Here is a 26,640-nt window from a genome sequence, read left to right as displayed (position 1 = left end):
GCCCTTTCGCAGGTAATTGCGCGAATGCGTCAGGCCTCGCGCTGCAGACCTTCCAGGCAGGTCGCCAGGTGATAGGGCGTAGTTGAAGGCATGTCATGCCGGCTCACCGCCCCTTCACCATCCCGGCACTCATACCAGCCACCTGCATGCAGGAACTGCTGTTGCATCGCCTTCAACTGGACCAGCAGCTTGGCCTCATTCCCCGAGCGCAACGCCAGTGCCCGCAGGTATTCCGCCTGTGCCCAGACCCGCTGGGTCGCATCGAGCACGTTGCCTTCCACATCGAGCATGGCCAGCACTGCGGCATTGTTGACCCCACACAGCTCGGCATAGCCGAAGGCCCGTTCGATGGAAGCATGCAGCGGCGTCCCGCGTAGCAGCGGCGAGGTTTCCAGCAGGTAGAACCATTCGAACTGATGCCCCGGCTCGAACCAGTTATCCACAGCGCCGAGGGGCTTTTCCAGCATCAGCCCGTGTTGCGGCTCGATGAAATGTTTCTGCAGGGCTGTGCACAGTTGCAGCAGCGACTGCTGCACATGCTCGTCCTTGCGTACCGCCAGCACTTGCAGGAAGGCCTCGGCCAGGTGCATCTGCGGGTTCTGCAGCGGGCCGCTGCCGAGGTCAGCCCAGTCTTCGCCAAGGCTGGCTTCATACAGGCCATCATCCCGGGCGAACTGCTCGTCGACGACTTCCAGGGCGGCATTGAGGGTGGCTTCCACCAGGCCTTCGCCGACCTTGCCCCAGTAGTGCGCGCAAGCGAACACGATGAAGGCGTGGGTGTAGAGGTCCTTGCGCCGGTCCAGCGGCTTGCCGTCGGCGTCGATGCTGTAGAACCAGCCGCCATGCTCGGGATCGTGGAAGTGCTTCTGTAACGAGCGGAACAGCGCCGCCGCCCGTTCGGCCGCACCCGATTGTTCGATGCGGCTGCTGAACAGGTAAAGCTGGCGCGCACAGGCCATGGCCCGGTAGCGCTGCACCGGCAACGGGCGGTGCTGGGCGTCCAGGGCCTCGTAGGGCAGGGCCATGTCGGCGTTCCAGCCCGGCCCTTGCCACAGCGGCACGATGCGTTCGGCGAAATGCTGGTTGAAGCGGGCCAGTTCGGGCAGGGTGGGGCGGGGGTTGGGCATGTTGGTGCTCGTCGCTTTCGGGCAGGGCGCCATGGTAGCAGAACTAGGGTTGTGGGTTGCCCAGGCCTTGCCAGTGGCGCGCGCCGACGAAGATGAAGCGCAGTTGCTGGGTGATCTTTTCCTGGGCGCTCAGCACCTGTGGATAACCCGGCTCCGGGCTGTCGATCAGTTCCGGAAGGGTGGCGAACACGGTCTTCACCACCAGGTCGGCCATCACTGCCAGCGCGGCGTTGTCCAGGTGCTGCCAACGCTTCATCCGCGCAAGGTCGGTGGCCAGGTCGTCGCTGATGTCCTGGCGCAGACGGGCGATGGCCTGGCGCACGGCTTGCGAGCCGCCATACTGCTCGCGGGCGAGGAACAGGAACTGGGCGCGGTGTGCGGCGACCACGTCGAGGAAGATGCGCACCGAAGCATCGGTGATGCCGCCAAGTTCGAATTCGTTGTGCCGCACCAGGCGGATGGTCTGGCGGAACGTGGTGTCGACTTCGGCCACCAGCGCCAGGCCCAGGGCATCCATGTCGGAAAAGTGCCGATAGAAGCCGGTAGGCACGATACCTGCCGCCTTGGCCACTTCGCGCAGGCTCACGCTGCCAAAGCCACGGCCGCTCTCCATGAGCTGGCAGGCGGCGTCCAGCAGGGCCTGGCGGGTCTGTAGCTTCTGTTCGGCGCGCGGCAGCATGGGGCGGGCTTCTGTGACGGTGAGGCTGGGCACTCTAGATAAAAAAACGAAGCCCGGTCAATGGACCGGGCTGGGAGGGGAGCAAGCCGTGTGACAGAGGTTGTTCTTTTCGGCCATGGCGATCAGCTCACGTGGCTGATTGCAACCAGGCGATCCGAGCCACCTTCAGCAACGCGGCCACTGCGTTCGATCAGGCGGTCCGAGCCACCTTCAGCAACGCGGCCACTGCGTTCGATCAGGCGGTCCGAGCCACCTTCGGCAACACGGCCAGAACGTTCGATCAGGCGGTCCGAGCCACCTTCGGCAACGCGACCAGAGCGTTCGATCAGGCGGTCCGAGCCACCTTCGGCAACACGGCCAGAACGTTCGATCAGGCGGTCCGAGCCACCTTCGGCAACAGTTTTCAGCGGTTGAGCGATTTCAGCAGCGCTGGAGCGTGCTTCGGCGGTCAGGTGCTGGTCAGCGGCTGGCAGGGCGAAGGCGTTGGCAGCAAGGATCGACAGGGTCAGGGTCAGCAGGGTGCGTTTCATGGTTCGGTGCTCCTCTCGGGGGCTGGAAAGTGGGTACGAAGCCAATGCTACGCCCGGTGACGCGAGAGAGAAGTTCATACGGGTAATGGTAACAATCGACGGCATTGATAGCGTCCGCTGAAGGCTCTAATCCAGTCGTTTCAGGGTGCTGTGCGGCTATTTGCCAGTAACGATTCAAGGCGATGGGAGGCCCTTTCCAAGACCATAAGTCGAGCAAGAAACCCGAAAAAACTCGCTATCATGGCCGTGTTCGGTAAAACCCAGCGGGTTTTCATCAGTCCGAGATATTAAGTGCCATCGTTACGCCTGCTTTGTGCCATGCCGTCAGGAGAATCACGCAATGACGCGTCCCGCCAGAATCTTCGTCTGGACCTTAACCACCCTGCTGACCCTGCTGGCGATCCTGGTAGTGATCATCGCCACCTTCGACTGGAACCGCGTCAAGCCTCTGCTCAACGAGAAGGTTTCCGAGGCTCTGCATCGGCCGTTCGCGATCAATGGCAACCTCGCCGTGCACTGGCGTACCGAGCCGGAAGAGGGCGGTTGGCGCGCCTGGGTGCCGTGGCCGCACTTCATTGCCGAAGACCTGACCCTCGGCAACCCTGACTGGCTCAAGGAACCGCAGATGGTCGGCCTGGAGCGCGTGGAGTTCCGCCTGGCGCCGCTGCCGCTGCTGTTCCAGCAGATCAGCATCCCGCGCATCGACCTGACCAAACCCACCGCCAGCCTCACGCGCCTTGCCGATGGCCGCGCCAACTGGACCTTCGACTTCGGGCCCAAGGACGAGAACGAGGAGCCGTCCAAGTGGCAGCTGGACATCGGTGCCATTGGCTTCGACCAAGGCAATGTCAGCTTCGATGACCAGACCTTGAAAACCAGCATGAAGGTGCAGATCGACCCGCTCGGCAAGCCGATCCCCTTCAGTGAAATCGTCGGCAAGGCCGGCGCCGAAAAGGTGGGAGGCGCCCAGGATTATGCGTTCGGGCTCAAGGCCCAGGGCCGCTACAAGGGCCAGCCGGTGTCCGGTATCGGCAAGATCGGCGGCCTGCTGGCGCTGCAGGACGCCAGCCAGCCGTTTCCGCTGCAGGCCGATGTGCACATTGCCGATACCCATGTGGTGCTCGCCGGTACCCTGACCGACCCACGTAACCTCGGCGCGCTGGACCTGCGCCTGCGCCTGTCCGGTGCCAGCCTGGGCAACCTCTACCCGTTGACCGGTGTGACGCTGCCGGACACCCCGGCCTATTCCACCGACGGCCGGCTCCGCGCCAACCTGCATGCCGCTGAAGGCGCGACCTTCAATTACCAGGGCTTCAACGGCAAGATTGGCGACAGCGACATCCATGGCGACCTGGCCTTCGTCGCCAGCCAGCCACGGCCCAAGCTCTCCGGCAACCTGGTATCCAACCAGCTGCTGTTCAAGGACCTGGCCCCGCTGATCGGCGCCGACTCCAATGCCGAGCAGAAAGCCCGCGGCGGCGCCAGCAAGCAGCCGGCCGACAAGGTGCTGCCGGTGGAAGAGTTCCGCACCGAACGCTGGCGGGCCATGGATGCCGACGTCACCTTTGCCGGCAAGCGCATCGTGCACAGTGAAAAACTGCCCTTCAACGACCTGTCCGCCCACGTGATCCTCGACGACGGCTTGCTGCGCCTGGAGCCGCTACGCTTTGGCGTGGCCGGTGGCAGCCTGGCTTCAAACATTCGCCTGGACGGCCGTAACGTGCCGCTACAGGGGCGCGCCCAGCTGACGGCGCGTGGCTTCAAGCTAAAGCAGCTGTTCCCCAGCTTCGCGCCGATGCAGACCAGCTTCGGCGAGCTCAACGGCGATGCCGACATCAGCGGCCGTGGCAACTCGGTGGCGGCGTTGCTGGGTACGGCCAATGGCAACCTGCGCATGCTGATCAATGATGGCGCCATCAGCCGCAGCCTGATGGAGATTGCCGGGCTCAATGTCGGTAACTACGTGGTTGGCAAGCTGTTCGGCGATGAAGATGTGAAGATCAACTGTGCTGCAGCGGACATCGGTATCAAGGATGGGCTGGCGACCACGCGCTTGTTCATCTTCGATACCGAAAACGCGATCATCTACGTCAACGGCACGGCCAACTTTGCCAGTGAGCAGTTGGACTTGAAGGTCACTCCGGAGTCCAAGGGGCTGCGGCTGTTCTCGTTGCGTTCGCCGCTGTATGTGCGCGGGCCGTTTGCCAAGCCGAGTGCCGGGGTGCAGGCGGTGCCGCTGGCGCTGCGTGGAGCGGGGATGGTGGCGTTGGGCGTGGTTGCCGGCCCGGCGGCCGGGTTGCTGGCGCTGGTGGCACCGAGCAGCGGTGATGCGCCCAACCAGTGCACGCCCTTGCTGCAGCAGATGAAAGCCGGCAAGGCGCCGGCTGCGGTGAAAAAGCAGAAATAGCAAGGGGCGCGAAGCGCCCCCAGCAATTACAGCCCCTGAAGCAGGTCGGACATGTCGTCCGCGTGCTCTTCTTCCTGGGCCAGGATGTCCTCGAAGATCCGCCGTGTGGTCGGGTCTTTATCGCCGATGTACTGAATGATCTCGCGATAACTGTCGATCGCAATCCGCTCCGCCACCAGGTCCTCCAGCACCATCTCCTTCAGCGAGTTGCCCGCCACATACTGCGCATGGGAATTCTTGCTGAGGTTGTCCGGGTTGAAGTCCGGCTCGCCGCCCAACTGCACGATGCGCTCGGCCAGCTTGTCGGCATGCTCGGCTTCCTGATTCGCATGTTCGAGGAACTCGCTGGCCGCCACACTGGCCTTGATGCCGCTGGCCATGAAGTAATGGCGCTTGTAGCGCAGCACGCAGACCAGTTCGGTGGCCAGTGACTCGTTGAGCAGGCGCAGGATTTCCTGGCGGTCGGCGTGGTAACCCTCGGTCACCGCGCCTTGCTCGACATGCTCGCGGGCACGTTTGCGCAGGGTTTGCACATCGGTCAGTTCAACGTTGCTCATGATTGTCTCCAAACAGATCAGGACGGGTGTTCACGGTACGTAGGAGGCTCAAGCGCCGTGGGCGGCTTTGCTGTCCTCTTCTCGTTGCTTGCAGGTCTTGAAACCCTTGGCATCGACATGGCCGGTGGCGTCGAAGCGCACGTAGTACGGCTGCTGGTGGCCGTCGCGGTTGAGGATGTAGTCGTTGCAGGTACCCCCGTGCGGCAAGTCGATCACGTTCGACGGGCTGCCGCCTATGGCGATGACCTTCTGCATGGTCATGCCGTTTTCCACCTGCTTGACCAGCGGTTCGTCGCGGTAGGTGACATAGTCCACCGGGTTTTCCGGGCGGCTGCCGCAGGCGGCCAGGGTGGCGCTTGCCAGAAGGATTGCCAGGGTCTGCTTGTACATGGTCCCGCTCCTTGCAAAGGGTCTGTTCTGGGTTGGAACCACGCGGCACGTCGGGAGTTCGATTGCGATGGTCATCGAAGCGGCGCTAGTGTTGGCCGATCGTCCACGGAAAGGGGCTCAAGCCATGCAGCAGGAGTTGGCCACGCGATACCCATTGGTGCTGGTGCCGGGCATGCTCGGCTTTGTCCGGGTGCTGCTCTATCCGTACTGGTTCGGCATCGTGCCGGCGTTGCGCAAGGGTGGCGCGCAGGTGTTCCCGGTGCAGGTCTCGCCGTTGCATTCCAACGAGGTGCGTGGTGAGCAGCTGCTGGCGATCATCGAAGACATCTGCCAGCGCACTGGCGCGGCAAAGGTCAACCTCATCGGCCACAGCCAAGGGGCGCTGAACGCACGTTATGCGGCGGCCAAGCGGCCGGCTCGGGTGGCTTCGGTCACTTCGGTGGCGGGGCCCAATCATGGCTCGGAACTGGCCGATCACCTTGAGCGAACAGCGCCTGGTGGATCGCCCCAGGGGCGCATGCTCAAGGCCATCCTGCATGGCCTGGCACTGTTGCTGGTATGGCTGGAAACCGGCTGGCGGCGCGACCCGCTGCCGGTCGATGTGCATGCTTCGCACCAGGCCCTGACCAGCGCCGGCGTGGCCCAGTTCAACCAGGTTTATCCGCAAGGGCTGCCGGATACCTGGGGCGGGGAGGGGGCGTATGAGGTGAACGGCGTGCGTTACTACTCCTGGTCCGGCACCTTGCAGCCGGGCTTGACCGACCAGGGGCGCAACCGCTTCGACGGCAGCAACCGCTTCTGCCGGCTGTTCGCACGTAGTTTCGTCAGGGAAAAGGGCCATTGTGACGGTATGGTCGGGCGTTTCAGCTCGCACCTGGGGCAGGTGATCGGCGATGACTACCCGCTCGATCACCTGGATATCGTCAACCAGTCGCTGGGCGCCGTGGGCAAGGGCGCCGAGCCGCTGCGGCTGTTCACCGAACATGCGGCACGGCTCAAGGCCGCCGGGCTCTAGCGGCGTATCGGAGTGGCCCAGCGCTCGGCGAGAATGACCCCGACCAAGGTCAGCAAACCACCGATCAGGTGATAGCTGGCCAGTCGTTCGTCGAGGACTACTGCGGCGATCAGCGCGGTCACCACCGGCAGCAGGTTGAAAAACAGCGTGGTACGGCTTGGCCCCAGGCGATGCACGGCCTGCATCCACACCAGCGGCGCGATCATCGAGGCGAGCACGCAGGCATACAGCACCAAACCGATGTTGTGGCCATTCAGGCCGGTCTTGTCCGAAAGCAGGAACAGTGGCAGCAACACCAGGATGGCTACCAGCACTTGCAGGTACAGCAGCTGCAACGGTGGCAGGCGCAATTGCCATTTCTTCAGCAGGAAGCTGTACAGCGCGTAGGCCAGGGTCGCTACCAGCATCAGCAGGTCGCCGTCGTTCAAGCCTTGTTCCAGCAAGATGCCGGGCTGGCCGGCGGAGACTACTTCGAGCACACCGACGAACGACACCACTGCACCTGCCAGGGCCCCGTAGCTCAGGCGCTGGCCCAGCCAGGCGATGGACAGTGCCAGTGACATCAGCGGCATCAGCGAGAGGATGATGCCCATGTTGGTGGCGCTGGTGATGCCAGCGGCGAAGTACGCCAGGCTCTGGTACACGGCCATGCCCAGCACGCCGAGGATGGCCACCTTGCCCAAGTGCGGGCGGATGGCCGTACGGTTGCGCCACACGGCGGGCAGCAGGAACGGGGTGAACAGTACGCCGGCCAGCAGCCAGCGGTAGAAGCCGATTTCGGCAGGGTAGATGGCGCCGGCCGACATCTTGGTGACCACGGTATTTCCGGCCCAGATGAAGATGGCGACAAGAGGGAAGAGGTAGTTCATGGAGCAGTTACTCGTATGGCTTGGCTGGGGCTGGAAGGCAGGCCCTCATGGAGGCTCATTATCGGTTGTCTGTTCATAAGCCTATACTTCCATCCAGACAACCTGCCCCACGAAGCAGACAGCATGCCGCGCAAATACCTCGACATCCCACAGTTCGCCCAACTCCCGGCTCCGGTGTACTTCCGCCATGACGAGTTCGGCGCCGACACCCACAGTGTTCCCCATCGTCATGCCTGGGGCCAGCTCAACTACACCGCCCACGGGGTGATGCATCTGGATGTCGCCGGCCAGCGCTTCCTCTCGCCACCCCACTATGCGGTGTGGGTACCGCCAGGTACCGAGCATGGCTGCTACAACCCCCAGGCCATCGTCTATCGTTCGGTCTATCTCGACCGCGGCCTGTGCGCTGAACTGCCGTCGCAGCCGTGCAGCCTGATCATCAGCGACATCCTCAAGGCCATCCTCGGTGACTTCGCCCGCCGCGACATGCGGGTGGCGCAGGATGAACGCGACCAGCGCCTGGTGCAGGTATTGCTCGACCAACTGCACCAGGCGCCGACCCAGACCTGCTACTTGCCCTTCTCCCACAACGAGGGCCTGCGCAAGGTGCTGGATGCCCTCACCGCCGAGCCCGGCGACAACCGGCCGTTGGCCGACTGGGCTGCTCGGGTGCATGTCAGCGAGCGCACCTTGGCCCGCCAGTTCCTGCGCGAACTGGGCATCAGCTTCGGCGAATGGCGCCTGCGCTTGCGCTTTCTGCGCGCCATCGAGGCCCTGGAGGCCGGGCTGCCGATCCAGGCGATTGCGTTTGACCTGGGCTACAGCAGCGCCTCGGCATTCATCGCCATGTTCCAGCGCCAGGCCCGCTGTACACCGGAGCAGTACCGGCGGCAGGCCCGGCATGGTGTGTAAGAATTCTTGTCTACACTCAGCCTGACCCCGTGCATCGGGCGCGGAGACAAGGAGACCACTCCATGAAGATGTTGCACGTGCCATTGCTGGCGCTGGCTGTGCTGTTCAGCGCGCAAGGATTCGCCGCCAACACGGCACAACAGGAAAAGATGAAAAGCTGTAACGCCGATGCCACGACCAAGGCCCTCAAGGGCGATGAACGCAAGGCGTTCATGAGCACTTGCCTGAAAAAGGACGTGCCGCAGTCTCAGCAGGACAAGATGAAGACCTGCAACGCCGACGCCACCACCAAGGCGCTCAAGGGCGACGAGCGCAAGGCGTACATGAGCGACTGCCTGAAGAAGAAGTGACCTGCGCCTATGCCTGTGCCCCGAAGGCTGGCAGACTGCGGGCATTCCCGCCGTCTGCCGTCGAGGCTGTATGACTTTCACCCCCCGCCAGATCACCCTGGCCAGCCTGATCATCGTCATGGCCGGGCTGCTGCTGGCTTTGCCCCTGAAATTGCTGCCCAGCCTGCTGGCCGGGCTGCTGGTGTTCGAACTGGTGAACATGCTCACCCCGCGCCTGCAACCGCTGATCGCCGGGCAGCGTGCGCGCTGGTTGGCGGTGGCGCTGCTGGGTGTGCTGGTGGTCAGCGTGCTGACCCTGCTGATAGCCGGTGCCTTCAGCTTCCTGCTGCACGAAGCCGAGAACCCCGGTGCCTCGCTGGACAAGTTCATGACCTTGGTCGAACGCGCTCGCAGCCAGCTGCCGCCGTTCATCGAAGCCTACCTGCCGGCCAGCGCGGCGGAGTTCAAGGTGGCGATCGGTGACTGGATCAAGAGCCACCTGAGCGACCTGCAGCTGGTGGGCAAGGGCATGGCGCACATGTTCGTGACCCTGCTGATCGGCATGATCCTCGGAGCCATCATCGCCCTGCAGCGTATCCCCGACATTTCCCGGCGCAAGCCCCTGGCTGCGGCCCTGTTCGAGCGGCTGAACCTGCTGGTGCAGGCGTTTCGCAACATCGTCTTCGCGCAGATCAAGATCTCGATGCTCAACACCGCGTTCACCGGCATTTTCCTCGCCGTGGTGATGCCGTTGTTCGGCGTGCACCTGCCGCTGACCAAGACGCTGATCGTGCTGACCTTCTTGCTCGGGCTGCTGCCGGTGATCGGCAACCTGATGTCCAACACCCTGATCACCATCGTCGGCATGTCGCTGTCGATCTGGGTGGCGGCGGCGGCGCTGGGTTACCTGATCGTGATCCACAAGGTCGAGTACTTCCTCAACGCCAAGATCGTCGGTGGGCAGATCAGTGCCAAGGCTTGGGAGCTGTTGTTGGCGATGCTGGTGTTCGAGGCGGCGTTCGGCTTGCCGGGGGTGGTGGCGGGGCCGGTCTACTATGCCTACCTGAAGAGTGAGCTGAAGCGGGCCGAGTTGGTGTGATCTCCTGTACCGGCCTATTCGCGGGACAAGCCCGCTCCTACAGGATTACCTATTGCTCAGAGGCAATGGTGATCTTGTAGGAGCGGGCTTGTCCCGCGAATAGGCCGGTGCAGGCAATAAAGGGTTGTCAGGCCGCGCCGTAGCGCTTGCGGGCCTCGATAGCCAGGCCGCTACCGATGCTGCCAAAGATGTTGCCTTCCACATGCCGCGCATTCGGCAGCATCGCCGACACGCTGTTGCGCAGTGCCGGAATCCCGCTCGAACCGCCGGTGAAAAACACCGTGTCGACCTGGCCCGCGCTCACGCCAGCCTTGGTCAGCAACTCGCTCACACTGCCGCGCACCCGCTCCAGCAGCCCTTCGATGGCCTCCTCGAACAGCGCACGGGTCAGGTCCACACCCAGCTCGCGCTCGACACGGCTGAGGTCGACGCGGCGGCTGACCTGCTCGGTCAACTCGATCTTGCTGGCTTCCACTTCCATCGCCAGCCAGTGCCCGGCGCGCTCTTCGATCAGCTTGAACAGGCGATCGATGCCCAGCGTGTCCTCGATGTCGTAGCGCATGCTGCCCAGCGCCAGCTGCGACTTCTGCGAGTACAGGGCGTTGATGGTGTGCCAGGTGGCCAGGTTCAGGTGGTAGCTGGTCGGCATAAGTGCGCCGCTCTTCATCCGACTGCCGTAGCCGAACAGTGGCATCACGCCCTGCAGGCTCAGCTGCTTGTCGAAGTCGGTACCGCCGATGTGCACGCCGCCGGTGGCGAGGATGTCGCTCTGGCGCTCGGCCACCAGGTGGCGCTCGGGCGACAGGCGGATCAGGGTAAAGTCAGACGTACCACCGCCGATATCGACGATGAGCACCAGCTCTTCACGGCTGATGCCCGACTCGTAGTCGAACGCCGCGGCAATCGGCTCGTACTGGAACGATACGTCCTTGAAGCCGATCTTGCGCGCTACCTCGGCCAGGGTGTCCTCGGCCTCCTGGTCGGCGGCCTGGTCTTCGTCGACGAAGAACACCGGGCGGCCCAGCACCACTTGCTCGAATTCACGACCGGCGGCAGCCTCGGCGCGCTTTTTCAGCTCGCCGATGAACATCCCCAGCAGGTCCTTGAACGGCAGGGCGCTGCCCAGCACGCTGGTGTCGTGCTTGATCAGCTTGGAGCCCAGCAGGCTCTTGAGCGAGCGCATCAGACGGCCTTCGTAGCCTTCCAGGTACTCGTGCAGCGCCAGGCGGCCATACACCGGGCGACGCTCTTCGATGTTGAAGAACACCACCGACGGCAGGGTGATCTTGCCGTCTTCCAGGGCGATCAACGATTCGACGCCCGGACGGTGCCAGCCGACCGTGGAGTTGGAGGTGCCGAAGTCGATGCCCAGGGCGCGGGCCGGCGATACGTCAGACATGGGAAAAAGCTTCCGGAGGCAAAACGGCCGCGCAGTTTATGCCAGTTGGCTACAGAATCAAGACCGATCGTCTGCCTTGAGGCAACCCCAAGCGAACCTTGAAAGGCTATGCTTGACCCCTATCTTCAGATGCAACACGAAAATTCACATTGGTGATCCGCAGATGGACTTCAAAGACTATTACAAGATACTCGGCGTAGAGCCCACAGCGGACGACAAGGCGATCAAGGCCGCGTACCGCAAGCTGGCGCGCAAGTATCACCCTGACGTGAGCAAGGAGCGTGACGCCGAGGACAAGTTCAAGGAGGCCAACGAGGCCTACGAGGTACTTGGTGACGCGCAGAAACGCGCTGAGTTCGACGAAATCCGCAAGTACGGCGGCCAGCATGGCCGGCCCTTCCAGGCGCCACCGGGCTGGCAGAGCCGGGGCGGCGCGGGTGGCGCTGGCGATGGCTTCGAGGGCGGCGACTTCTCCGACTTCTTCAGCTCGATCTTCGGTGCCCGTGGCGGTAACCCGTTCGGTGGTGGCGGCCGGCAACAACAACGCAGTGCCGGCAGGCGAGGGCAGGACGTGGAACTGGAACTGGCGATCTTCCTGGAAGAAACCCTGAGCAAGGAATCCAAGCAGATCAGCTTCCAGGTGCCGCAGACCAACGCGGCCGGCCAGCGCACCGGGTTCACCACCAAGACCCTGAACGTGAAGATTCCTGCCGGGGTCACCGACGGCGAGCGCATCCGCCTCAAGGGCCAGGGCGCCCCGGGTGTTGGCGGTGGTGCCAATGGCGACCTGTTCCTGACCCTACGCATGGCACCTCACCCGCTGTTCGATGTCGAAGGTCATGACCTGATCATCACTGTGCCGCTGGCGCCGTGGGAGGCAGCCCTGGGCACCAAGGTGGCGGTGCCGACCCTGACCGGCAAGATCAACCTGACCATCCGCCCCGACAGCCAGAGCGGCCAGCGCCTGCGCGTGCCGGGCATGGGCCTGGCGAACAAGAACGGCGAGCGCGGCAACCTCTACGCGCAGCTGAAAGTGGTGATGCCGCCAGCTTCCGACGCTGCTACCCGTGAACTGTGGACCCAGCTTTCCGAGAAAGCGGCGTTCGACCCGAGGACACAATGGAGTAAGTGATCATGAGCACCACCCTGATCGTTCAACTGGACATGCGTACCCTGTGTCAGGAAGCCGATATCACGGCTGACTACGTGATCGAAATCGTCGAGCACGGCATTGTCGAACCTTCGGGGCGAACGCCGGAGGACTGGTTGTTCGACGATCAGGCGCCGCTGTTGGCCAAGCGCGCGGCGAAGCTGCATCAGGAGCTGGAACTGGAGTGGGAAGGGGTGGCGCTGGCGCTGGAGCTGCTGCAAGAGGTGCAGCAGCTGCGCAGTGAGAACAGCATGTTGAAGCAGCGGCTAGGCAGGTTCACCCAGATGTGAGGTTTGCAGGCCCGGCCCTTTCGCGGGGCAAGCCCGCTCCTACAGGACCCGGCGGCAACGGTGATCCTGTAGGAGCGGCGGTGCGGCGATCCGACTTGTCCCGCGAAGAATTCAGCACCGAACTCAACTTGGTTCGGCACCCGGGTTCAGCACCAGCTGCATGAAGGTCAAATCCAGCCAGCGGCCAAACTTCACCCCCACCTGCGGCATCTGCCCGCTCACCACGAAGCCCAGCCGCTCATGCAGGCGCACCGAGGCGGCATTGCCGCTCTCGATGGCCGCGACCATCACATGCTTGCCGCACCCACGCGCCCGCTCGATCAACGCCGCCATCAGCACCGGGCCCAGGCCCTTGCCACGCTGGTCGCCGCGCACATACACCGAGTGTTCCACGGTCATGCGAAACCCTTCGAACGGCCGCCAGTCGCCGAACGAGGCATAACCCAGCACACCGGTCTCATCCACGGCCACCAGGATCGGATAGCCCTGCTGCGCCCGTGCTTCGAACCAGGCCTGGCGGTTGCCCAGGTCCACCGGGGTTTCGTTCCAGATTGCCGTGGTGTTGCGCACGGCGTCGTTGTAGATGTCGAGGATGCCCGGTATGTCGGTGGCCAGGGCATCGCGGATTACGTAACTCATGACAGCGTCTCGCAGGATCGTTGATTGCAGATTAAATGGTTACCAGCCCGCGCACACCTTCAGCCTGCATGTTTTCACCCCGGCCGCGCTGGATGATTTCGCCACGGGCCATGACCAGGTACTGGTCGGCCAGTTCTTCGGCGAAGTCGTAGAACTGCTCCACCAGCAGGATCGCCATGTCGCCCCGCTCGGCCAGGCGCCGGATCACCGCACCGATTTCCTTGATCACCGAGGGCTGGATACCTTCGGTCGGTTCGTCGAGGATCAGCAACCGCGGGCGGCTGGCCAGGGCTCGGCCGATGGCCAGCTGTTGCTGTTGGCCACCGGACAGGTCGCCGCCACGGCGTTGCTTCATCTGCTCAAGCACGGGGAACAGTTCGTAGATGAACGCGGGTACTTCACGTGCCTCGCGGGCCGGGAAGCGCGACAGGCCCATCAGCAGGTTTTCCTCGACAGTCAGGCGCGGGAAGATTTCCCGGCCCTGGGGCACGTAGGCGATCCCGGCATGCACCCGCTGCTGGGGCTTGAGCGTGGTGATCGGCTTGCCTTCCCACTCGATATTGCCTTCACGGGCCGGCACCAGGCCCATCAGGCAGCGCAGCAAGGTGGTCTTGCCCACACCGTTGCGGCCCAACAGGCAGGTGACTTCGCCGACCTTGGCCTCGAAGGACAGGCCGCGCAGGATATGGCTACCGCCGTAGTACTGGTGCAGGGTGTCGATTTTCAGCATGTCTTGTCCTTGGTATTGATCAGCGACCCAGGTAAACCTCGACCACCCGCTCATCCGCCTGCACTTGTTCCAGCGACCCTTGCGCCAGCACGCTGCCCTGGTGCAGCACGGTCACATGGTCGGCGATGCTGCCGACGAAGCCCATGTCATGTTCCACCACCATCAGCGAGTGCTTGCCGGCCAGGCCCTTGAACAGCTCGGCTGTGAACTCGGTCTCGGCATCGGTCATGCCCGCCACTGGCTCGTCGAGCAACAGCAGTTGTGGCTCCTGCACCAGCAGCATGCCGATCTCGAGAAACTGCTTCTGCCCATGCGACAGCAGGCCGGCCTGGCGCTGGGCCAGTGGCAGCAGGCGCAGGGTAGTCAGCACTTCTTCGATGCGCTGGCGCTGTTCGCCGCTCAGGCGCGCGGCCAGGCTGGCCCACACCGACTTGTCGGTCTTCAACGCCAGCTCCAGGTTCTCGAACACGGTCAGCGCCTCGAACACCGTGGGCTTCTGGAACTTGCGGCCGATGCCGGCCTGGGCAATCTGGTACTCGCTCATGCGGGTCAGGTCGAGGGTGTCGCCGAAGAAGGCGCTGCCCGTGTCGGGGCGGGTCTTGCCGGTGATCACGTCCATCATCGTGGTCTTGCCGGCGCCGTTGGGGCCGATGATGCAGCGCAGTTCGCCGACGCCGATGTACAGGTTCAGTGCGTTGAGCGCCTTGAAGCCGTCGAAGCTGACGCTGATGTCCTCAAGGCTCAGCACCGTGCCGTGGCGGGTGTCGAGGCCGGCCTTGCGGCTGTGGCCCAGGCCGATCGCCTCGCGGCCGCTGCCGAGGGTGTCGAATACGGGTTCGAGCATGAATTCCGGGTGGACCGGGGGCACGCCTCTCATGGCTGGCTCCTTTTCTTCAACAGGCCGACCACACCTTTGGGCAAGTACAGGGTCACGAGGATGAACAGCGCACCGAGGAAGAACAGCCAGAACTCCGGGAAGGCCACGGTGAACCAGCTCTTCATGCCATTGACCAGGCCGGCACCGAGCAGCGGGCCGATCAGCGTGCCACGCCCGCCCAGGGCCACCCACACGGCGGCTTCGATGGAATTGGTCGGCGACATTTCGCTGGGGTTGATGATGCCCACCTGCGGCACGTACAGCGCACCGGCCAAGCCGCACAGCACGGCGCTGAGCACCCACACCAGCAACTTGAAACCGCGCGGGTCGTAGCCGCAGAACATCAGCCGGTTTTCGGCGTCGCGCACGGCGGTGAGTAGGCGGCCGAATTTGCTCTGGGTCAGGCGCCAGCACAGGTACAGGCTGGCCAGCAGCAGGCCGACGGTGAGCAGGAACAGCACCGCGCGGGTGCCCTGCGCGGCGATGTCGAAGCCGAGAATGGTGCGGAAGCTGGTGAAGCCATTGTTGCCGCCGAAGCCCGTTTCGTTACGGAAGAACAGCAACATGCCGGCGAAGGTCAGGGCCTGGGTCATGATCGAGAAGTACACGCCCTTGATCCGCGAGCGGAAGGCGAACCAGCCGAACACCAGCGCCAGCAGCCCGGGTGCCAGCACCACCAGGCACAGGGCCCAGGCAAAGTGCTGGGTACCGGCCCAGTACCACGGCAGTTCGCTCCACGACAGGAAGGTCATGAACCCGGGCAGGCCGTCGCCGGCCGCCTGGCGCATCAGGTACATGCCCATGGCGTAGCCGCCGAGGGCGAAGAACAGGCCGTGGCCCAGCGACAGCAACCCGGCATAGCCCCAGACCAGGTCAAGGGCCAGGGCGACGATGGCGTAGCACAGGATCTTGCCGACCAGGGTGAGGGTGTAGGCCGAGACCTGCAGGGTGTGATCGGCCGGTAGCAGCGACAGCAGCGGCAGGGCCACCAGCAGCAGGACGACGACCGCGCCGATGGCCAGCGACAGCCGTGGCCCGGCCTTTTGCGTAGCGGTGACAAGCAGTGGCTGGTTCATCAGTCGATTACCCGTCCCTTGAGGGCGAACAGGCCTTGCGGGCGCTTCTGGATGAACAGAATGATCAACGCAAGGATGAGGATCTTGCCGAGCACCGCACCGATCTGCGGCTCCAGCAGCTTGTTGGCTATCCCTAGGCCGAACGCTGCCCAGAGGCTGCCGGCCAGTTGCCCGACGCCGCCGAGCACCACCACCAGGAACGAGTCGATGATGTAGCTCTGGCCCAGGTCCGGGCCGACGTTGCCGACCTGGCTCAGGGCCACGCCGCCCAGGCCGGCGATGCCCGAGCCAAGGCCGAAGGCGAGCATGTCGACGCGCCCGGTGGAAACGCCGCAGCAGGCCGCCATGTTGCGGTTCTGGGTGACGGCGCGCACGTTCAGGCCCAGGCGTGTTCGGTTGAGCAGCAGCCAGGTGAGCAACACCACGGCGAGCGCAAAGCCGATGATCACCAGGCGGTTGTACGGCAGCACCAGGTTAGGCAGCAGCTGGATGCCACCCGACAGCCAGGCCGGGTTGCTGACTTCTACGTTCTGCGCGCCGAACAGCAGGCGGATGGCCTGGATCAGGATCAGGCTGATGCCCCAGGTGGCCAGCAGAGTTTCCAGCGGGCGGCCGTAGAGGTGGCGGATCACCGTGCGTTCCAGGGCCATGCCGACCCCGGCGCTGACCGCGAAGGCTACCGGCAGGGCGATCAGCGGGTAGAACTCGATGGCACCAGGGGCGTATCGTTGCAGCAGCACCTGGACCATGTAGGTGCTGTAGGCGCCGAGCATGAGCATCTCGCCGTGGGCCATGTTGATCACCCCGAGCAGGCCGAAGGTGATCGCCAGGCCCAGCGCGGCCAGCAGCAGGATCGAGCCCAGCGACAGGCCGCTGAAGGCCTGGCCGAGCAGTTCGCCGACCAGCAGCTTGCGCTTGACCTGGGCCAGGCTGGTTTCGGCGGCGGTGCGCACGCCCGGGTCGCTTTCCGCGCCCGGCTGCAACAGCGCTTCGAGGCGGGTGCGGGCCAGCGGGTCACCGGTTTCGCCGAGCAGGCGCACGGCGGCCAGGCGCACGGCCGGCTCGCCGGCGCCTAGTTGCAGGTTGGCCAGGGCCAGGCCGAGGGCGGCATGCACGGCGGCGTCTGGCTCGCTGGCGAAGCGCCGGTCGAGAAAGGCCATCTGCGCCGGTTGCGCGCTCTTTTGCAGTTGTTGGGCGGCGGCCAGGCGCGTGGCGTTGTCGTCGCTGAGCAGTTGGTGACTGGCCAGGGCGTTGTCGATCAGGCCGCGCAGGCGGTTGTTCAGGCGTACCTTGCGCGTGTCATCGGCGGCGATACGGCCCTGGCGCAGGTTGTCCAGCAGCGGCAGGCGCGCGGCATCAGGTTGTGCCGCCCAGCTTTCGAGCAGTCGGGCCTGCTCGGCGGGCTTGGCGGTGAGGAAGAATTCGCCCTCGCTGGCCTGGGAGGCCAGGGGGATCAGCAGGAGCAGGGTGAGCAGGAATCTGAGCATGCGGGCAATCCTGAAAATCGGTGTTGGATTCTTCGCGGGGCAAGCCCGCTCCTACAGGTCCGTGTAGGAGCGGGCTTGCCCCGCGAATGGGCTGCAAAGCAGCCCCATGCACTCAGTTACCTTTCACTGCATAGTCCGGACGCTTGTCGTTACCCGGAATGAACGGGCTCCACGGCTGCGCCCGCAGCGGCTGCTCGGTTTCCCAGACCACGCTGAACTGCCCGTCATCCTGGATCTCGCCGATCATCACCGGCTTGTGCAGGTGGTGGTTGGTCTTGTCCATGGTCAGGGTGAAGCCCGACGGTGCCTTGAAGGTCTGCCCGGCCAGCGCCTCGCGGACCTTGTCGACGTTGGTGGACTTGGCCTTCTCGGCGGCCTGGGCCCACATGTGGATGCCCACGTAGGTGGCTTCCATCGGGTCGTTGGTCACCGCCTTGTCGGCACCCGGCAGGCCTTTGGCCTTGGCATAGGCCTTCCAGTCGGCGACGAACTTCTGGTTGACCGGGTTATCCACCGACTCGAAGTAGTTCCACGCGGCCAGGTGGCCCACCAGCGGCTTGGTATCGATGCCGCGCAGCTCTTCTTCACCCACCGAGAACGCCACCACCGGCACGTCAGTGGCCTTCAGGCCCTGGTTGGCCAGTTCCTTGTAGAACGGCACGTTGGAGTCGCCGTTGACGGTGGAGATGACTGCCGTCTTGCCGCCGGCGGAGAACTTCTTGATGTTGGCGACGATGGTCTGGTAATCGGCGTGGCCGAACGGGGTGTAGACCTCTTCGATGTCCTTGTCGGCCACGCCTTTGCTGTGCAGGAACGCGCGCAGGATCTTGTTGGTGGTGCGCGGGTACACGTAGTCGGTACCCAGCAGGAAGAAGCGCTTGGCGCTGCCGCCGTCCTCGCTCATCAGGTATTCCACCGCCGGGATGGCCTGCTGGTTGGGCGCAGCACCGGTGTAGAACACGTTCGGCGACATCTCTTCACCCTCGTACTGCACCGGGTAGAACAGCAGGCCGTTGAGCTCTTCGAACACCGGCAGCACCGACTTGCGCGACACCGAGGTCCAGCAGCCGAACACCACGGCGACCTTGTCCTGGGTCAGCAGCTGGCGGCTCTTTTCAGCGAACAGCGGCCAGTTGGAGGCCGGGTCGACCACCACCGGTTCGAGCATCTTGCCGTTTACCCCGCCCTTGGCGTTGATCTGCTCGATGGTCATCAGCGCCATGTCCTTGAGCGAGGTCTCGGAAATGGCCATGGTCCCCGACAGCGAATGCAGGATGCCGACCTTGATGGTCTCGGCCGCCTGGATGCTCCAGCTAAGGCCCATTGCCGCAATCGATGCGCTGAGGGTAAAGGCCTTGATCAGACTGCGACGCTTCATGTGCTCTCTCTCCGCTGAGTTTTTTATGGTGTTGGCCAAGCGGGGAGGGGCGTTGCAAGGGGTGTGCCTAGTGGCGGAAGGTTCGTAATAGAGGGGTTGTGCGAGGTGTTGGGGCGTTTGCGAGGTCCAGCTTGGTGCTTGTTGGATTCGTGTGCACAGGATTGGGGCCGCTGTGCGGCCCCTTGCTGAGTCAGCTGTTACGCACCGCCGAGCGCGGATGACGGCGGCTACGCACGAACTGGTAGGTCACCGCCAGCAGCAGGAACCAGATCGGCGTCACCACCAGCGCCGAGCGGGTGTCGGCCTCCAGGCTCAGCAGCACCAGGATGAAGGCAAAGAACACCAGGCACACGTAGCACATGAAACGCCCGCCCGGCATCTTGTACTTCGAAGCCTGATGCAGTGCCGCACGGTTTTTGCGGTACTTCAGGTACGACAGCAGGATCAGCGTCCAGACGAACATGAACAGCACCGCCGAGACGGTGGTGACCAGGGTGAACGCCTCGATCACGTTCGGCACCAGGTAGATCAGCACCGCACCCAGCAGCAGGCAGGTGCAGGAAAAGTACAGGCCGTTGGCCGGCACCGAGCGGCTCGACAGTTTCTCGAACGCTTTGGGCGCATCGCCTTCCTGGGACAGGCCATAGAGCATGCGGCTGGTGGAGAATACGCCGCTGTTGGCCGACGAGGCCGCCGAAGTCAGCACCACGAAGTTAATGATGCTCGCCGCCGCCGGCAGGCCGGCCAGCACGAACAGCTCCACGAACGGGCTCTTGCCCGGTACCACGTCGCGCCATGGGGTCACCGCCATGATCGCGATCAGTGCCAGCACGTAGAACACGATGATCCGTACCGGGATCGAGTTGATCGCCCGCGGCAGGGTGCGCTCAGGGTTCTTCGCTTCAGCGGCGGTGGTGCCCACCAGTTCGATGCCGACGAACGCGAACACGGCAATCTGGAAGCCGGCGAAGAAGCCCATCAGGCCATTGGGGAACATGCCGCCGTCATTCCACAGGTTGGCCAGCTGCGCCGTGCGCCCGCTGGGCGAGGTGAAACCGGTGATGACCATGTACAGGCCTGTGGCGACCAGGCCGAGAATGGCGACGATCTTGACCAGGGCAAACCAGAACTCCAGCTCGCCGAACATCTTCACCGTCACCAGGTTCAGCGACAGCAGCAAGGCCACGCAGGTCAGCGCCGGTATCCACTGCGGCAGGTCGGGGAACCAGAACTGTGTGTAGGCAGCGATGGCGACTACGTCGGCGATGCCGGTGACCACCCAGCAGAACCAGTAGGTCCAGCCGGTGAAGTAGCCGGCCCAGGGGCCGAGCAGGTCGGCGGAGAAGTCGATGAACGACTTGTAGTTGAGGTTCGACAGCAGCAGTTCGCCCATGGCGCGCATGACGAAGAACAGCATGAAGCCAATGATCATGTAGACGAAGATGATCGACGGCCCCGCCAGGCTGATGGTCTTGCCCGAGCCCATGAACAGGCCGGTGCCGATGGCACCACCGATGGCGATCAGCTGGATGTGGCGGTTGGTCAGGTTGCGCTGCAGATGTTGTTCATCTGGCGTGTTGGGAGAAGTTTGCGTCATCAAGCTGCATTCCCTTGGAAGGTCGGTCTTCTTGTCGGAGGTAGCCGGTTAGGCTAACACGCTCGTGCCAGATCGGGGCGCGACAGATCGACTCGACTTTTGCGTAGCAGCTGTTCTCCTGTGCCGGCCTCTTCGCGGGGCAGGCCCGCTCCTACAAGAGAACGCAATCGCTTGTAGGGGCGGGCTTGCCCCGCGAAGAGGCCGGTGAGGTATCACGCGCTGGCCAGCACCCGGCGGCGCTTCACCACCAGGCTATCCACCACCCACATCACCACCATCGACACTCCCACCATCGGGAACATCACGCCCAGCACCAGCATCACCCCCACAGCCGTCTTCCAGCGCGGCAGGTCATGACGCAGCGGCGGCACGCCCAGCCCACCCTCGGGCCGGCGTTTCCACCACATCACCAGGCCGCTTACCGAACCCAGCAGAATCATCAGGCACACCAGCAGGATGATGATCTGGTTCAGCGGCCCGAACATCTTGCCCTCGTGCAGCATCACGCCCAGCTCGGTCGCGCGAGCCACCGGGCTGTAGTCCTGCCAGCGCACATCCGCCAGCACCTTGCCGGTGTACTGATCGACATGCAGGGTCGCGTCGTTGCGCGGGTCGTCGGCGAACACGGCGATGGTGTACACGCCGTCGGCAGTGGTCGGCGCGGTGATGCTGTAACCCGGTTCGACCTGGCGTGAAGTGGCGATGTCTTCCACCTGCTGCAGGCTCACCTGAGGCGCAGCCGGAGCACTGTCCATCATGTGATGCCCGGCATGTTCGGCATGCGCGCCGGATTGCGGCATCGGCGTGTTCTCCATCGCCCACGGCACGGTCTGACGGTGCGCGCTGTTCAGTTCGCGAGCTTGCTGGTCCGACTTGGGCACGTCATTCCACATGGCCGCCGGGAAGCGGTTCCACAGATCGGCGTACTGCTTGCCCCACATGCCGGTCCAGGTCATGCCGCTGACCAGCATCAGCAACAGCAGGGCCGAACCCCAGAACCCGGTCACCGCGTGCAGGTCGCGCCAGAACAATCGACCTTTTGCCGCGAACCGTGGCCACAGCACACCGGCACCGTTGCGCCCGCGTGGCCACCAGAGGTACAGGCCGGACACCACCAGCACGATGCCCCAACCAGCGGCCAACTCAACCAGGCGGTCACCGACCGTACCGACCATCAGTTCGCCGTGCAGGGCGCGGGCGATGGCCTGCAGGTTCTGCTTGCCGTCCTGCTCGCCAAGGATCTTGCCGCTGTACGGGTCGACAAACACGTTCAGCTCGCGGCCACCGTCATGCACCACGAACTGCGCGCTGCGCTCGGCATTGGTTGGCGGCAGGTACTGGCCGACATGGCCTTTCGGGTAGGCCTGGCGCACTTCGGCCAGCAGTGTGTCGGCGCCCTGTCGATGATGGCCGGCTTCGACCACCATCAGGTCACGGTACAGCAGCGGGTCGAGCTGCGGTTTGAACAGGTAGATGATCCCGGTGATCGCCAGCAGGATCATGAACGGCGCCACGAACAGCCCCGCATAGAAGTGCCAACGCCAGGCCAGGTTGTAGAAGTTGATGCGTGTTCCTCTCATGGGAACCTCCTGTTTGACCAGCTGATGGGCGCGCCCGAAGCCGCGCCCGTTGTTGTTGTCAGAAGCTGAAATCGACCTTGGTCCAGAAGGTCCTGCCTGGCTCGTTCACCGGCTGTGGGTCATTGGCCGGGTAGCCGAACCCGGCATTCCCGGCCAGGTTCAGGTGCTCGGCGTAGGCTTTGTCGAACAGGTTGTCGACCCCTGCGCTGAGCTTGAGGTTGTGGTTCACCTTGTAGGCGCCGTTGAGCGAGAACACGCCGAAACCGGCGCTCTTGTCGTAGTCCTTGCCGACCACGTTGCCCTGGTTCTCGGCGATGCGGTTCTGCTCCGCCACCAGGCGCCACAGGGCACCGGCGCTCCAGCTGTCGCGGCTGTAGGTCAGGCCCAGGCGGCTTTCCAGCGGCGGCATCTGTGGCAGTGCCTTGCCGTCGCTGCTGTTCTTGCCCCAGGCGTAGGCCAGGGTGGCATCGGCCTTCCAGCGCTCGGTGAGCTTGTAGGCCGCACCCAGTTCGCCGCCCATGATGCGGGCGTCGATGTTCTGTGCCTGGGAGGTGCTCATGCCCATCATTGAGGTGCGGTAGTCGAACAGGATGTAGTCACGGATCTGCCCGATATAGCCCGAGGCCCAGGCCTCCAGGCGCTCGTCGCGGTACTGGATGCCGAAGTCGAGTTGGGTGGTTTTCTCCGGCTTGGTGCCGTCGAAAGCGTTGGCCGCGCCGGGTGGTGCCAGCTTGGGCGAGAACAGCTCCCAGTAGTCCGGGAAGCGCTCGGCGTGGCCGAGGCCGAGGTAGGTGGTGGCGGGGATCGCCGCCAGATCATGCTCGTAACGCACGAAGCCGCTGGGCAGCGTGTCGGCGCGGGTGTCGCCTTGAGTGGCACTGCCCTGGCGGAAGTCCCGGGCCGAGGCGCGGTCCAGGCGGGCACCGGTGATCAGCCGGTCTTCGCCGGTGGCGTACCAGGTGAGCTCGCCGAAAGCACCATAGTTGTGGAAGTCGGCATCCTTGGTCCAAGGCTGGCCCTTGTGTGCATCGACGCCCATGCCACCGCGCTGGCGGTGTTCGTTGGTCTGGGCGTCGATGCCGCTAATCAGCTGCACATCGGCCCAGCGCCAGGTGGCCTTGAGGCGAGCGCCCAGCGTGCGGCGGTCGACGTTGCTGACCATGGGCATGCCCATCATGCCGGAGCCTGATGGCGTGCGCAGGCTGTAGTTGTCCATCACGTGGTCGGCGTAGTTGTAGTAGACCTGCGCTTCGACCTTGTCGAGCACCTCGCCGAGGCTGGACTTTTCAAAGCGCAGGCCCAGGCTCTCGCGCTTGAACTGCGAGCCGTCCATGCCACGGCCGGCGTAGCGTGCCTCGCCGTCACCCTTGCCTGCGGTAAGTTCGAGCAGCGTGTCCTGGTCGGGGGTCCAGCCCAGGGCCACGTCGCCATTCCACTTTTCCCAGCGCGAAGGCACGGTGTCGCCGTTGCCATCCTCGTAATCGTCCGAGTGCGACTGGTTGCCGACGAAGCGCGCATAGCCCTTGCTGTTGCCGGCCGCAGCATCGAGCACCTTGTCGAAGCGGCCGTTGGAGCCGGCCAGCAGGCTCGCGTTGACCCGGCTGCCGAGGGTGCCGAACTTTTCCGGCTCCCGTTCGAAGAGGATGGTGCCCGCCGAGCCGCCTGGCCCCCAGATCACGCTTTGCGGGCCTTTGATCACGGTCAGGCGGTCGTAGGTTTCCGGTGCGATGTAGGAGGTCGGGGCATCCATGCGGTTGGGGCAGGCGCCGAGCATCACGCCGCCGTTGGTGAGAATGTTCAGGCGCGAGCCGAACATGCCGCGCAGCACCGGGTCGCCATTGGTGCCACCGGCGCGGATGGCGGAAAAGCCAGGGATGGTCTTCAGGTAGTCGGCCCCATCGCTGGCCGGCACCGGTTGGCGCGGGTCCTTGGGGTTGGTGACCACGGTCAGCGGCGAACTCGGCGCAAGCGCGGTGATCACCGTTGGGCTCAGCTCGGCCTCAGGGCCTTCATGGCCAGGTTCGGCAGCCAGGGCCATGGGCGCGAGCAGCGAGCCGCACAGTGCGGCGAATGTCCCTCGCAGGGAAGAAGCTAAAACAGGGGTGCAGCCGGACATAGTGATTCCAGTCGATCAGTCATGAGTGTGCGCGAAGCCTCCTGGCTCCGTGCGATAGCGGTGGTGTCAGACGCTGATCGAAAGGGGCGGCGCGCGGCTGCGCGCACCGGGGAACACGGCCTGCCGGGCGTGACCCTGGCGCGTAAGTGCCGGGATGAGGGTGGGGGGAGCTGTGCTGGCGACGCTGAGTGGGCTGAGGGTTTGTGGCAGGGCCGGGCAGTTGAACAGCAGGCTGCAGTAGCCGCACTTTTCCCACATCACATGCAACTGGCCATCGTTGCCGTGACCGTGATGGGCATCACTGCCATGGGCCTGATGGGTATCGCTGCCCGCAGGCATGGACATCGACATGTCCATCGGCATGTTCATGCCAGCGTGGTGGTCCATCGGCATCGACTGGGAAACCAGCGGGCCGATGAAGATCATCCACATGGCGAACAGGCTCAGCCAGCCGCCACCGACGCGCCTGCGTTCAGGGCGGGTGGTACGGCTGAGGCTGTTGCGCGGCAGGCTCATGTTGGCGAGCGCCTGTCAGCTAGCGTCAGTGTGCGTGTTCGTGAGCCTGGGGCTGGTCCTCCGGTGCCTGCTTCTGTACGGCCACGTCGACAGTGATGTCTCCGGCCTTTTCGAAGTGCAGGGTCAGCGGGAAGCGCTTGCCGTCGGTAAGCAGGCTGCGGTCCTTGGGCTGCATCAGCATCACGTGGTAAGCGCTGGGGGCGAACACCAGGTCTTTGCCGGCGGGCACCGTTACGCTTTGCACCTGCTGCATCTTCATCGCGCCGCTGGCGCTCATGGCGTGCTCATGCAGCTGTGCGTCATCGCTGATCGGGCTGTCGACGCTGAGCAGGCGGTCATCGGCCTTGCCGTTGTTGTGCACGACGAAATAGGCGGCGACGTTGGGGGCGTTGGGCGGTAGTTGCAGCGACCACGGGTGAGCGATGTGCAGGTCGCCCACGGTGTATTCATGGGCGTGGGCATAGGCGCCGGGCAGCAGCAGGGCGGCCAGTACAAGAGCTTGCTTGAGCATGGTGAGTCTCCGATCTGTTCAGGTTCAGGCAGACAGCGTGATGAACTCAGGCCAGCGGAGAGGCACGGGGATTGAGCGCGGGCCATAGCTGGCGCGGCGTGGGTTGGTAACTGGCGGGTGGCGGCTCGCGCCCGGCCAACAGCGTCGGCGGGTTGTGCAATTGCGGCGGATAACCCGGCAGGGCCAGCAGTGGTGCAGCGCCCGAACAGCACCAGCAGTGCTGCATGTTGGAATGCTGATCGCTTTGGGTACCGAGGTCGATCTTGGCCAGGGCCTGGACATCGACCTTGGCCTTGCCAGCCACGCTGGAACAGAAAGCCCCCCACAGCAGCTGCTCAGCCGGGCCTTTGGGCGCGGCTGAAGACAGCGGCATGGCCAGCAGGTTGAACAGCACTGCTAGGCAGGCTATCCAGGCAATGTGCCGACGTGGGGGCATGGAGAGATCCGGTCAGGAATCGTGGGCGGTATTGTAAGGCGGAGTATAGGTAAAAATGCTGGGGTGCGGTGAAGTGACGCAGGCGCCAGGCATTGGGGCTGCACAGCAGCCCCCGGCAAGCTCAGGCCTTGTTGCGCCCTATCAGCCCACGCACGGTCTCCTGCAGGTCCGCTGGCAGCACCACACCCTTGGCATTGTTGCTGCTGGCGAGGTTCTCCATGGCCCCCACATAACGCTCACCCAGCAGTTACATGGCTGGTACGGTTTCGTTCGGCAGGCGATAGGCGACCACGTCCATGTACGGGATGACGATGTTCAGGCCTGGCTTGAGGGTGTTGTGGGCCCAGGCGCTCGACGATCCATTCCTCGCCCTGGGGCGCGATGCGCCCCCCCTTGAACACGGTGATCAGGACGAACAGAGCGAGGGCGCCGACGACGACGAGACTGGTCATGATGCAAACTTCGTTTCAAATGCCAATTCAGGCCCGGACGACCCGGGCGGTGTTGCCTTCGATGGCGACGAGGCGCACACGCTCGCCTGCCGGGATGTCGCCGTCTGCGGCGCAGGTCCATTCCTCGTTGCCCAGCAGCGGCTTGTGGAAGCGCACGCGGCCTTTCTGGAATGATGAGACGCTGCTGGTCAGCAGCCCGACTTCACCGATTACGCTGTCGGCGGTCCAGCGCACGTCCGGTTGCTTGCGCTTGAACAGCTTGAACCAGAGGAACGTGGTCACCGAGGAGAACAGCACCCACAGCAGCACCTGCATATCCAGTTGCACGGCGGGGGCGGCCAGGGCGATGAGCGAAACCAGCACGGCACCGATGCCGAACCAGATGATGAAGAACGTCGGCAGGACCAGTTCGAGCAGGATCAGGCCGATACCGAAGACCAGCCAGATCCACCATTGCATTTCCATATGAACAACGCCTTCCGGAGGGGAGGC

Annotated in this window: 27 protein-coding genes and 1 pseudogene; 7 read left to right on the top strand and 21 right to left on the bottom strand. The window is 64.2% G+C overall.

Going from position 1 to position 26,640, the window contains the following annotated elements; translation table 11 throughout:
* Nucleotides 1–29: 29 nt before the first annotated feature.
* The 3 genes from BGP85_RS26580 to BGP85_RS26570 form a co-directional block, all read right to left on the bottom strand.
* A complete protein-coding gene (locus BGP85_RS26580) occupies nucleotides 30–1,127 on the bottom strand; it encodes an AGE family epimerase/isomerase (RefSeq protein ID WP_103445870.1) in 1,098 nt (365 codons plus the stop codon).
* A 43-nt stretch (nucleotides 1,128–1,170) separates the two neighbouring features.
* Nucleotides 1,171–1,806 carry a TetR family transcriptional regulator gene (locus tag BGP85_RS26575; protein WP_103445869.1) on the bottom strand — a complete coding sequence of 212 codons (636 nt, stop codon included), beginning with the start codon at nucleotides 1,804–1,806 and terminating at the stop codon, nucleotides 1,171–1,173.
* A gap of 122 nt (nucleotides 1,807–1,928) precedes the next feature.
* Nucleotides 1,929–2,336, bottom strand: coding sequence for a phage infection protein (locus BGP85_RS26570; RefSeq protein WP_103445868.1), 408 nt, complete (start codon nucleotides 2,334–2,336; stop codon nucleotides 1,929–1,931).
* A 340-nt stretch (nucleotides 2,337–2,676) separates the two neighbouring features.
* On the opposite strand from BGP85_RS26570, the gene BGP85_RS26565 reads away from it, so the two are divergent.
* A complete protein-coding gene (locus BGP85_RS26565; RefSeq protein ID WP_103445867.1) occupies nucleotides 2,677–4,743 on the top strand; it encodes an AsmA family protein in 2,067 nt (688 codons plus the stop codon).
* 26 nt (nucleotides 4,744–4,769) lie between these two features.
* On the opposite strand, the gene BGP85_RS26560 is transcribed toward BGP85_RS26565, so the two are convergent.
* Both BGP85_RS26560 and osmE read right to left on the bottom strand, forming a co-directional pair.
* Nucleotides 4,770–5,300, bottom strand: coding sequence for a ferritin-like domain-containing protein (locus tag BGP85_RS26560; RefSeq protein ID WP_103445866.1), 531 nt, complete (start codon nucleotides 5,298–5,300; stop codon nucleotides 4,770–4,772).
* A gap of 48 nt (nucleotides 5,301–5,348) precedes the next feature.
* Entirely contained in the window at nucleotides 5,349–5,690 is a 342-nt protein-coding gene (gene osmE, locus BGP85_RS26555; RefSeq protein WP_103445865.1) for an osmotically-inducible lipoprotein OsmE, read from the bottom strand.
* Between the two features lie 124 nt (nucleotides 5,691–5,814).
* Here osmE and BGP85_RS26550 point away from each other — a divergent pair, with 124 nt between their 5' ends.
* Nucleotides 5,815–6,705 carry an esterase/lipase family protein gene (locus BGP85_RS26550; protein WP_103445864.1) on the top strand — a complete coding sequence of 297 codons (891 nt, stop codon included), beginning with the start codon at nucleotides 5,815–5,817 and terminating at the stop codon, nucleotides 6,703–6,705.
* Here BGP85_RS26550 and BGP85_RS26545 read toward each other — a convergent pair.
* On the bottom strand, nucleotides 6,702–7,574 hold the full coding sequence (locus tag BGP85_RS26545; RefSeq protein WP_103445863.1) for a DMT family transporter: 873 nt from the start codon (nucleotides 7,572–7,574) through the stop codon (nucleotides 6,702–6,704). The two genes, BGP85_RS26550 and BGP85_RS26545, sit on opposite strands and share 4 nt — an antisense overlap.
* A gap of 123 nt (nucleotides 7,575–7,697) precedes the next feature.
* Between BGP85_RS26545 and BGP85_RS26540 the strand changes: the two genes are divergently transcribed.
* The 3 genes from BGP85_RS26540 to BGP85_RS26530 all read left to right on the top strand — a co-directional run bounded on the left by BGP85_RS26540 (nucleotide 7,698) and on the right by BGP85_RS26530 (nucleotide 9,914).
* The gene (locus tag BGP85_RS26540) at nucleotides 7,698–8,486 is read left to right on the top strand and encodes an AraC family transcriptional regulator (RefSeq protein ID WP_103445862.1); all 789 of its coding nucleotides are present in this window, start codon (nucleotides 7,698–7,700) and stop codon (nucleotides 8,484–8,486) included.
* 62 nt (nucleotides 8,487–8,548) lie between these two features.
* A complete protein-coding gene (locus BGP85_RS26535) occupies nucleotides 8,549–8,836 on the top strand; it encodes a PsiF family protein (protein ID WP_103445861.1) in 288 nt (95 codons plus the stop codon).
* A gap of 70 nt (nucleotides 8,837–8,906) precedes the next feature.
* Nucleotides 8,907–9,914, top strand: a complete 1,008-nt coding sequence (locus BGP85_RS26530; protein ID WP_054887833.1) for an AI-2E family transporter — start codon at nucleotides 8,907–8,909, stop codon at nucleotides 9,912–9,914.
* Nucleotides 9,915–10,041: 127 nt separating this feature from the next.
* Here the strand turns inward: BGP85_RS26530 and BGP85_RS26525 are convergent, their stop codons facing one another.
* Nucleotides 10,042–11,313 carry an Hsp70 family protein gene (locus BGP85_RS26525; protein WP_103445860.1) on the bottom strand — a complete coding sequence of 424 codons (1,272 nt, stop codon included), beginning with the start codon at nucleotides 11,311–11,313 and terminating at the stop codon, nucleotides 10,042–10,044.
* Between the two features lie 163 nt (nucleotides 11,314–11,476).
* Between BGP85_RS26525 and cbpA the strand changes: the two genes are divergently transcribed.
* Nucleotides 11,477–12,445, top strand: coding sequence for a curved DNA-binding protein (gene cbpA, locus BGP85_RS26520; RefSeq protein WP_103445859.1), 969 nt, complete (start codon nucleotides 11,477–11,479; stop codon nucleotides 12,443–12,445).
* Nucleotides 12,446–12,447: 2 nt separating this feature from the next.
* The gene (locus tag BGP85_RS26515; protein ID WP_103445858.1) at nucleotides 12,448–12,753 is read left to right on the top strand and encodes a chaperone modulator CbpM; all 306 of its coding nucleotides are present in this window, start codon (nucleotides 12,448–12,450) and stop codon (nucleotides 12,751–12,753) included.
* A gap of 123 nt (nucleotides 12,754–12,876) precedes the next feature.
* Here BGP85_RS26515 and BGP85_RS26510 read toward each other — a convergent pair whose 3' ends face one another.
* The 14 genes and pseudogenes from BGP85_RS26510 to BGP85_RS26445 all read right to left on the bottom strand — a co-directional run bounded on the left by BGP85_RS26510 (nucleotide 12,877) and on the right by BGP85_RS26445 (nucleotide 26,613).
* Nucleotides 12,877–13,392, bottom strand: a complete 516-nt coding sequence (locus BGP85_RS26510; RefSeq protein ID WP_103445857.1) for a GNAT family N-acetyltransferase — start codon at nucleotides 13,390–13,392, stop codon at nucleotides 12,877–12,879.
* Nucleotides 13,393–13,423: 31 nt separating this feature from the next.
* Nucleotides 13,424–14,122 (bottom strand): urea ABC transporter ATP-binding subunit UrtE, encoded by a 699-nt coding sequence (urtE, locus tag BGP85_RS26505; RefSeq protein WP_103445856.1) that lies wholly within the window; start codon nucleotides 14,120–14,122, stop codon nucleotides 13,424–13,426.
* A 19-nt stretch (nucleotides 14,123–14,141) separates the two neighbouring features.
* A complete protein-coding gene (gene urtD / locus BGP85_RS26500; protein WP_181004440.1) occupies nucleotides 14,142–14,999 on the bottom strand; it encodes an urea ABC transporter ATP-binding protein UrtD in 858 nt (285 codons plus the stop codon).
* On the bottom strand, nucleotides 14,996–16,075 hold the full coding sequence (gene urtC / locus BGP85_RS26495) for an urea ABC transporter permease subunit UrtC (RefSeq protein WP_103445855.1): 1,080 nt from the start codon (nucleotides 16,073–16,075) through the stop codon (nucleotides 14,996–14,998). Before urtC ends, urtD begins: the two co-directional genes overlap by 4 nt.
* Nucleotides 16,075–17,562, bottom strand: coding sequence for an urea ABC transporter permease subunit UrtB (urtB, locus tag BGP85_RS26490; RefSeq protein WP_103445854.1), 1,488 nt, complete (start codon nucleotides 17,560–17,562; stop codon nucleotides 16,075–16,077). Before urtB ends, urtC begins: the two co-directional genes overlap by 1 nt.
* A gap of 112 nt (nucleotides 17,563–17,674) precedes the next feature.
* The gene (gene urtA, locus BGP85_RS26485) at nucleotides 17,675–18,940 is read right to left on the bottom strand and encodes an urea ABC transporter substrate-binding protein (RefSeq protein WP_103445853.1); all 1,266 of its coding nucleotides are present in this window, start codon (nucleotides 18,938–18,940) and stop codon (nucleotides 17,675–17,677) included.
* A gap of 190 nt (nucleotides 18,941–19,130) precedes the next feature.
* Nucleotides 19,131–20,537, bottom strand: a complete 1,407-nt coding sequence (gene cycA, locus BGP85_RS26480; protein ID WP_103445852.1) for a D-serine/D-alanine/glycine transporter — start codon at nucleotides 20,535–20,537, stop codon at nucleotides 19,131–19,133.
* 212 nt (nucleotides 20,538–20,749) lie between these two features.
* Nucleotides 20,750–22,117: a PepSY-associated TM helix domain-containing protein gene (locus tag BGP85_RS26475; RefSeq protein ID WP_103445851.1), complete on the bottom strand. Its 1,368-nt coding sequence runs from the start codon at nucleotides 22,115–22,117 to the stop codon at nucleotides 20,750–20,752.
* A 58-nt stretch (nucleotides 22,118–22,175) separates the two neighbouring features.
* Nucleotides 22,176–24,233 (bottom strand): TonB-dependent copper receptor, encoded by a 2,058-nt coding sequence (locus BGP85_RS26470; RefSeq protein ID WP_103445850.1) that lies wholly within the window; start codon nucleotides 24,231–24,233, stop codon nucleotides 22,176–22,178.
* Between the two features lie 66 nt (nucleotides 24,234–24,299).
* The gene (locus tag BGP85_RS26465) at nucleotides 24,300–24,749 is read right to left on the bottom strand and encodes a DUF2946 domain-containing protein (RefSeq protein WP_103445849.1); all 450 of its coding nucleotides are present in this window, start codon (nucleotides 24,747–24,749) and stop codon (nucleotides 24,300–24,302) included.
* Nucleotides 24,750–24,774: 25 nt separating this feature from the next.
* Nucleotides 24,775–25,260 (bottom strand): copper chaperone PCu(A)C, encoded by a 486-nt coding sequence (locus BGP85_RS26460; RefSeq protein ID WP_103445848.1) that lies wholly within the window; start codon nucleotides 25,258–25,260, stop codon nucleotides 24,775–24,777.
* Between the two features lie 46 nt (nucleotides 25,261–25,306).
* Nucleotides 25,307–25,696 (bottom strand): DUF2946 domain-containing protein, encoded by a 390-nt coding sequence (locus tag BGP85_RS26455; protein WP_103445847.1) that lies wholly within the window; start codon nucleotides 25,694–25,696, stop codon nucleotides 25,307–25,309.
* Nucleotides 25,697–25,955: 259 nt separating this feature from the next.
* Nucleotides 25,956–26,148, bottom strand: a pseudogene (locus BGP85_RS29735) (SPFH domain-containing protein); the annotation flags it as partial.
* A 27-nt stretch (nucleotides 26,149–26,175) separates the two neighbouring features.
* Nucleotides 26,176–26,613, bottom strand: a complete 438-nt coding sequence (locus BGP85_RS26445) for an NfeD family protein (protein ID WP_103445846.1) — start codon at nucleotides 26,611–26,613, stop codon at nucleotides 26,176–26,178.
* Between the last annotated feature and the right edge of the window lie 27 nt (nucleotides 26,614–26,640).

The organism is Pseudomonas putida, from assembly GCF_002906855.1.
GTDB classification, from domain to species: Bacteria; Pseudomonadota; Gammaproteobacteria; order Pseudomonadales; family Pseudomonadaceae; genus Aquipseudomonas; species Aquipseudomonas putida_N.
This window is presented reverse-complemented; position numbering and strand designations above follow the sequence as displayed.